Source organism: Prosthecobacter sp. (assembly GCF_044232965.1).
In the GTDB taxonomy this organism is placed as follows: Bacteria; Verrucomicrobiota; Verrucomicrobiia; order Verrucomicrobiales; family Verrucomicrobiaceae; genus Prosthecobacter.
On the sequence record NZ_JBIIKX010000009.1, the window covers coordinates 75,089 to 81,310 of the forward strand.

Annotated in this window: 4 protein-coding genes; 3 read left to right on the plus strand and 1 reads right to left on the minus strand. The window is 59.4% G+C overall.

Annotation, left to right across the window (positions count from 1 at the left end; all coding sequences use genetic code 11):
* Positions 1 to 62: 62 nt before the first annotated feature.
* The gene (locus ACILSI_RS06125) at positions 63 to 620 is read left to right on the plus strand and encodes a YaeQ family protein (RefSeq protein ID WP_395720972.1); all 558 of its coding nucleotides are present in this window, start codon (positions 63 to 65) and stop codon (positions 618 to 620) included.
* 56 nt (positions 621 to 676) lie between these two features.
* Positions 677 to 1,870 carry a serine hydrolase domain-containing protein gene (locus ACILSI_RS06130; protein ID WP_395720973.1) on the plus strand — a complete coding sequence of 398 codons (1,194 nt, stop codon included), beginning with the start codon at positions 677 to 679 and terminating at the stop codon, positions 1,868 to 1,870.
* Positions 1,871 to 1,901: 31 nt separating this feature from the next.
* Here ACILSI_RS06130 and ACILSI_RS06135 read toward each other — a convergent pair whose 3' ends face one another.
* A complete protein-coding gene (locus tag ACILSI_RS06135) occupies positions 1,902 to 2,111 on the minus strand; it encodes a hypothetical protein (protein WP_395720974.1) in 210 nt (69 codons plus the stop codon).
* A gap of 456 nt (positions 2,112 to 2,567) precedes the next feature.
* Between ACILSI_RS06135 and ACILSI_RS06140 the strand changes: the two genes are divergently transcribed.
* On the plus strand, positions 2,568 to 5,921 hold the full coding sequence (locus ACILSI_RS06140; RefSeq protein WP_395720975.1) for a PVC-type heme-binding CxxCH protein: 3,354 nt from the start codon (positions 2,568 to 2,570) through the stop codon (positions 5,919 to 5,921).
* Positions 5,922 to 6,222 lie beyond the last annotated feature (301 nt).

Consider the following 6,222-nt stretch of genomic DNA (forward strand, 5'->3'; position numbering starts at 1 on the left):
GGTGGGCCGGGGGACACGTCTTGACCTCTTGACCATGCCTTGACCCGCCCCTACGTCCTCCCATGGCCCTCAAGGCAATCATTCACAAAGCCAGCGTCTCGTTTTCCGATCTGGACCGCAATCTCTACAGCGATCATACGCTGACGATCGCTCGGCATCCGTCGGAGACGGAGGAGCGGATGATGATCCGGCTGCTGGCCTATGTGCTGAACGCTCCGGCAAACAACGACCTGGGCTCCCTGGAGTTTGGCAAGGATCTATGGGAGGCGGATGAGCCGGCGTTGAGCCAGCACGATCTGACGGGACTCTTGATCCACTGGATTGAACTGGGGCAGCCAGACGAGAAACGGCTGGTGCGCGTGTGCGGCCGGTCCAAGAAGGTGACGGTGTACAGCTATAACAGCACCGCGCCGACGTGGTGGGCGGGATTGGCGGGGAAACTTTCCCGTGTGAACAACCTGACGGTGTGGCAGATCCCGGCGGCGCAAAGCCAGGTGCTGGGAGCGCTGGCCGGAAGGTCGATGGACCTGCAAATCACACTGCAGGAGGGTGTTTTGTTTGTGGGCGAAGGTGAGCGCAGCGCGGAGATCACGCCGGTGCGGCTGTTTGGAGCGGAGTGAGAGCCTGGGTGCAAAAAGATTTGCTGTGGCCGTGAGGAACACGCAGAGGACGTGCCATGCACCCTCGTCTCATTTCGGCAGGGCCGATGTCTCTCAAGCGGCTTTTCTGGCTCCTGCTGGGGCTGGTGGTGACTGTGGACTTGTCCGCAGAGGATACCGCGCCGAGCAAGGCGCTGGTGGCGGCGGTGGATCGGCTGGTGGCAAAGATTGGGATCGACGCGACAAGTCCGGGAGTGGCGATCTTGATCCGCGTGCCGGGTCGGTTGCTGTTTCAAAAGGGTTACGGGCTGGCGAATCTGGCCCAAAAGACGCGCATCACGCCGGGCACGGTGTTTGAACTGGCCTCATGTTCGAAGCCGTTCACCGCCACGGCGGTGCTGCTGCTGCATGACCGGGGGCTGCTGTCCATTGAGGATGATGTGCGCGATTACATCCCAGAACTGCCGGAGTATGACAGCGAGACCCCGATCCTCATCCGCGATCTGCTGCAGCACACCTCCGGGCTGCCGGAGTACTTTGATTTCGAAGACGTGCCACGGCGGAACAAGACCTGCTGGGTGAATGAGGACTACCTGAGTCAGTTTGCTGCGCAGCAGGCGGATTTTCCGCTGCAGTTCCGTCCAGGGAGCAAGTATGACTACTGCAACAGCAACTTCCTGCTGCTGGCGAGCCTTGTGCAACGCGTGGCGAAGAAGTCACTCGGTCGCTTTTTGCACGACGAGATCTTCGTTCCCGCTGGGATGGAGCACACGTTTGTTTATGACAGTCCGCAGGAGGCACCTCAGATCACCGATCCACGCTACTCACGGGCCATCGGTTATGAATGGAACGAGAAGCGGGAAAACTGGAAGCCCGGCTGGGGCACGCCGCCAGACCGGCAGGAAAAGGTGCTGGTGGTGGGTGACGGCAGTGTGTGGTCAAACCTGGAGGACATGGCGAAGTGGGACAGTGCCGTGCGCACCCGCAAGTTTTTGAAGCCTGAGACCTGGAAACTCGCGCTGACCTCTGCCAAGACCCGCAAGGGTAAAAACACCGGCTACGGCCTGGGCTGGTTCATCTATGCGGAGGACGACGACCAGGTGTATGGCGTCGGCCATGACGGCACTTGGGGCGGCTTTGAGAACTCCTACTACCGCCATCTGCGCACGAACCGCAGCACGGTGATCCTTAGCAACCACGACACGATGGATACGGATGAGCTATGGACCGCGCTGGATGAACTCGTGGAGAAGCACCTGACGAGAGAGTGAGTGTGTTTTTCGGACGTCCCACCGGCAGGGCTTAGTCCATCTCGTCATGCTCCACATCATGGAAAACCGGTTTCCTCATGGTGATGAGGGTGATCAGGCTGAAGGGGCCGACTGCCAGCCAAAAAGCCAGGGCGCTGAGCCAAGCCCAGCCGTTGGCCAGGGCGTCCACGGCGTTCACGAAAGTCCATTTTTGCGTCATGAACAGGTGGGAGACCATGACGGGAATGAGCCAGAAGTACACGATCAAGATCACCGTGCACCAAACGGGGTGAGAGCGAAGGACCAAAGGCCAGTGTGGCTCCAGGGAGGAGAACTGGTCTGTGGGCACTGTGGGAATGGATTCGCGCGTTGAGTCCATGGACCACGTTATTTCAGACTTTAGTTAAGTTAACAACATCAAAATTCTTTCGGATCAAATCAAATGCCTGAAATCCGAACTGAGTCACATCTTAAGCCCAATGCTAGCCAGTGTTCTGAAGAGTCAGGAAATGAGGAGCAGGGAAAGCTGCCAGCTTCGGCGGCATGAGATCATGCGGTGTGAGGTTGCGCCCGGAAGTGGAGGCTGTCTTGAGTGGCGATGCCAGCGGTCGTATTTCCCGGAGAGAATGCTTGCCAAAAGAGCGTGGCGGAGTCGTATCATGCCCCTCTCTTTATGATTCCTCGTTTTGTACTGATTCTTGTTTGTTCCCTCGGTTTTGTGTCTGCTTCGCAGCCGACCTCCGTCGCTGATCTGCCGGATGCGAGCCCGGACGCGGAACTGAAGTCGTTCGTGGTTCCCGAGGGCTTCGAGGTGAACCTCTTTGCGGCGGAGCCGATGATTCAGAAGCCGGTGCAGATGAACTGGGACGCGCAGGGCCGACTGTGGGTGGTGACGAGTTCGACGTATCCGCACATCAAGCCGGGTGAAGCCGCCAAAGACCAGGTGGTGGTGCTGGAGGACACAGACGGCGATGGTAAAGCGGACAAATCGACGACTTTCGCAGACGGGCTGCACATTCCGACGGCGCTGGCACCTGGAGATGGGGGGCTGTATGTGGCGAATTCCACCGAGGTGCTCTTTTTGAAGGACACGGACGGCGACCTTAAGGCCGACGAACGCACGATCCTGCTCAGCGGGTTCGGCACGGAGGACACGCACCACCTGCTGCACACGATGCGCTGGGGCCCAGAGGGCATGCTGTATTTTTTACAGTCGATCTACATCCACACGCACATGGAGACCCCGCATGGCATCCGCAGGCTGATGGGCGGCGGGATTTGGGAATTCCGACCGGAGACGCGGCGGGCGGAGATTCTGAGCAAGGGGCTGGTGAATCCCTGGGGCTTTGAGTTTGACCGCTGGGGCCAGAGCTTCGCGTGCGATGGTGCGGGCGGGGAAGGGGTGAACTTCATTTTCCCCGGCTCGGTGTTTGCCACATCGCCTGGGGCCAAGCGGATCATGCACGGACTCAGCCCTGGCCAGCCCAAGCAGTGCGGGATGGAGATCATCGAAGATCCACATTTCCCGGAGGACTGGCAGGGCTCGTTCGTGCTGAATGACTTCCGTGGGAATCGCTTGAACCGTTTCAAGCTGACGCCGAGCGGCAGCAGCTACATCGCGAAGCAGATGCCGGACGTGCTGGCCTCGACGCATCGCGCGTTTCGGCCGATTGATGTGAAGACGGGGCCGGACGGAGCACTTTACGTCGCCGACTGGTACAATCCGATCATCCAGCACGGCGAGGTGGATTTTCGCGATGCACGTCGCGACCACGAGCATGGTCGGATCTGGCGTGTGACGGCGAAGGGGCGTCCGCTGAGCCCGAAACCCAAAATTGCCGGGGCTGCGACGGGCGAACTGTTGGAGATGCTGAAAAGTGACCGCAACTATGTGCGCCGTTTTGCCAAGCGTGAGCTTCGCGATCAAGGCGCGGCGAAAGTGACGCCGGAACTCGACGCTTGGGCGGCCAAAGCGGAGGACGGACATGCGTTGTTGGAGGCTGCCTGGGCGCGCGAGGGGGTGAACTCTTTCTCTCCGTCGATCTGGCGGAAGCTCTGGGAAAACAGCGATGCGAGGATTCGTGCGGCAGCGCTGCGCATCCTGAGCCACCGCTGGAAGGAATTCCCAGATGCCATGAAGGTGCTCGAAAAGGCCGTGGCGGATGAGAGTCCTCAAGTGCGCCTATGGGCGCTGGCCGTGCTGGCGGACATGCGCAAGCCGGGGGCGATCAGTCTGGCGCTCAAGGTGCTCGACCAACCCATGGATGAGCCGCTCGACTTCCTGCTGGAGTTGACCTGCCGCGAGCAGGTGGACGTGTGGATGCCGGCGGTGGTCAGTGGCAAACTGAAGCTGGACGAGCGCCCGAAGCACTTGGTGTATGCGATGAAGAGCACGGGCCGTAGCGACGCGCTGCCGCCGCTTTTTGCGGCGCTGAAAGGCGGCAAATTGAGCTCTGAAGATGCGGCGGCGGTTCTCGGCATGGCCGGTGACGCGGCGGACGCGGCGCAGGCAAAGTTGATGATTGAGATGGTGAATGACGCAGCGCTGGGAGCCTACTACATGGGGTTGCAGGACGCGTTGGTGAAGGCCGCGACGGATCGCAAAATCGTGCCGGAAGGCGCGGCGGAGACGGTCATGGCGTGGTTTTCCCGCCCAGAGCCGCATGTGGTGCATCGCACCGCCATTCTGGCCGGACTTTGGAAGGTGGAACCGGCGCGTGAGAAGCTGGTGGCGCTGCTGACCGACGCCAAAACGATTCCGGCGATCCGTGACGGGGCGATGCGCGGTCTGACGGCACTCGGGGGTGTGAAGACACGGGATTTGTTCGACAAGCTGTTCACGGAATCGATCGACGGCGGCATGCGCGGGCTGATGATCGATGGTCTGACCACCGTGGGACCGCAAATGGCGGCGAAGCGGGCGGTGGAATTTTTGGCAAAGGCTGATGTGGAGTCTTCGAAGCCTGTTTTGACGGCGTTTTTGAAGAATAAGCAGCTTCCAGGCGTTCTGGCGAAGGAACTGGCAGGCAAGACGATTCCTGACCTCGTGGCGGTCGAAGGCATTCGCATGGTGACCAGCCGGGGCATCCAAGGGCCGCTGGCCGATGCACTCAAAATAGCGGGGGGAGTCAAGCAGATGGACAAACCCCTCACCGGGCCGGAAATGGCTGCTATGGTCGAAAAAGTGAAGAAAAACGGTGATCCAGTTCGCGGTGAGGCGGTGTACCGCCGCCAGCAGCTCCTTTGCATGACCTGCCACGCCATCGGGGAATCCGGCGGAATACTGGGACCGAATTTGGTCAGCATCGGGGCCAGTGCGCCGGTGGATTACCTCATCGAGAGTCTGCTGGAGCCGAGCAAGAAGATCAAAGAGGGCTATCACATGGTCATTGTGAGCAAAAAGGATGGTGGAGTCATCTCTGGCGGCCTAGTGAATGATGGCGCGGAGGAGTTGACGATTCGTGACCCGGCCAACCAGATCGTGAAGGTCGCCAAATCGGCCGTCGCCAGCCGTCAGATGAGCCCGGTGAGCATGATGCCGCCCGGCATGACCGCCAGCCTGCGAGAGGACGAATTTGTCGATCTGGTGCGTTTCCTGAGCGAGTTGGGCCGTGAAGGCGCCTACAAGACTCAGCCAAACCGCTATGTCCGCACTTGGAAGGCGATGGGCAAAATGGAGCAGAAGGATGTGGATCATGTCCGACATGTGGGCAGTTTTGCCCTTAACGACGAAAAGTACGCCTATCCCTGGCAGATTGCCTTCAGCCAAGTCAACGGAGACCTTCCGCTGGCCGAACTGCCAGCAGCACAAAGGATGTATCCGTGGTTTCCAAAAATCGTGCAATTTGGCCTCAAACTGGACAGCCCGGGCAAGGTGAAACTGGGTTTTAGCACGGTGAAGGGAATCGTTGTGGCGGTGGACGGGACCGAGTTGAAAGAGCTTAACCCACAGCAGGAATTCGACCTAGCCGCAGGGACGCATCGAGTCAGCGTGCTGGTGACACGGGATGCTGGGGAAATAGCCGCTTTGCGCGTGGAAATCTTAGATGGCGCGGCCGTGGTGCTTCCATAAGCTTTCGCAAAGCTGAAAATGGGTATGGTCGATGTATTTGCATTGACGTTTAGGGGGCGTTTTCGCTATTCTGAACGCAAAGCACCGGAGCCCTGTCTGACACCCTGAGTTCCCAGCCATCCTTCAACACGCGCATCCATGAGAAAACGTTCCAAACATAGCACGGCCAGCATGCATTTTTCCAGAGCATCCGCCGCGTCTTTTTTTGGAACCTTTTGCCGCTGAGCCAGACCTATTCTCCCAAGGGTCTCGAATATTTCAGACCAGTCCTCTTTTTTCCCTCTCCTAGCCCTTTTTTCTG

Bases quoted from the DNA above. Each gene is read 5' to 3' on its own strand.
- ACILSI_RS06130 (WP_395720973.1), top strand. From the start codon at position 677: ATGCACCCTCGTCTCATTTCGGCAGGGCCGATGTCTCTCAAGCGGCTT.
- ACILSI_RS06125 (WP_395720972.1), top strand. From the start codon at position 63: ATGGCCCTCAAGGCAATCATTCACAAAGCCAGCGTCTCGTTTTCCGAT.